Origin of the sequence: Streptococcus sp. k-378 (genome assembly GCF_013277505.1) — a bacterium.
Classification (GTDB): Bacteria; Bacillota; Bacilli; order Lactobacillales; family Streptococcaceae; genus Streptococcus; species Streptococcus pseudopneumoniae.
In genome coordinates, this window is record NZ_VMNC01000168.1 from 1 (window position 1) to 976 (window position 976).

General features: G+C 34.9%; 1 other RNA gene. It reads left to right on the forward strand.

What is annotated here, in order from left to right:
• The first annotated feature begins 612 nt into the window (after nucleotides 1–612).
• Nucleotides 613–960, forward strand: a transfer-messenger RNA (tmRNA) gene (gene ssrA / locus HT719_RS11180).
• The last annotated feature ends 16 nt before the right edge of the window (nucleotides 961–976 follow it).

Sequence of the window (976 nt, forward strand, 5' to 3'; positions counted from 1 at the left end):
AAGGAACTAAGAAAACGACTCCCTAAGAAGTCGCATTCATCGAAAATTGGATTAATAACTATCCTAAAAAACACTTGAACTACAAGTCCACCAGAGAAGACTTCTTGATGGAGAACTTGAAATTTGGCAATGAAATAAATACTATACAAATTGATTAGGGAATTTAAAACATAGTAGATTGAAACTAGAATAGTACACCTCTAATTCTAAAACATTGTTAGAAATCGATTTGACTGTCCTGATCTATTCGTCCTATTCTTATTTCATTTTACTATATTTTGGTGCAATAAGTGAAAAGTAGTCCGAATAATATAAGGATTGATTTTATTGTTTTTAAACTCAAATGAATTGAAACAAAGAGAGTAGGAAAATTCTCATCTGAAAGTATTTTAGAATAATTCTCTTCGTGAATTTCTTCAAAACAGATAGCTTCATCTTAGGTATGTGTTAATTGGATTTCGTAAGTTCTATTCATAATCGTAAAGTTATGCACTGAGAAAGTTGTAGTTAGTCTCCCAGTTTGCTAAATTTCTCGAATAGTATCTTTTTTAGGTATGTGATTTCTTTTTGCATTTTTGTGTTAGATAAGGTATAATAGTTTTATTGTCTTTTGGGGTCGTTACGGATTCGACAGGTATTATGAGGCATATTTTGCGACTCGTGTGGCGACGTAAACGCTCAGTTAAATATAACTGCAAAAAATAACACTTCTTACGCTCTAGCTGCCTAAAAACCAGCAGGCGTGACCCGATTTGGATTGCTCGTGTTCAATGACAGGTCTTATTATTAGCGAGATACGATTGAGTCTTGTCTAGCGGCTTGATAAGAGATTGATAGACTCGCAGTTTCTAGGCTTGAGTTATGTGTCGAGGGACTGTTAAACTAATACATAGCCTATGGTTGTAGACAAATATGTTGGCAGGTGTTTGGACGTGGGTTCGACTCCCACCGGCTCCATTATTATGGCTTCAAGCCA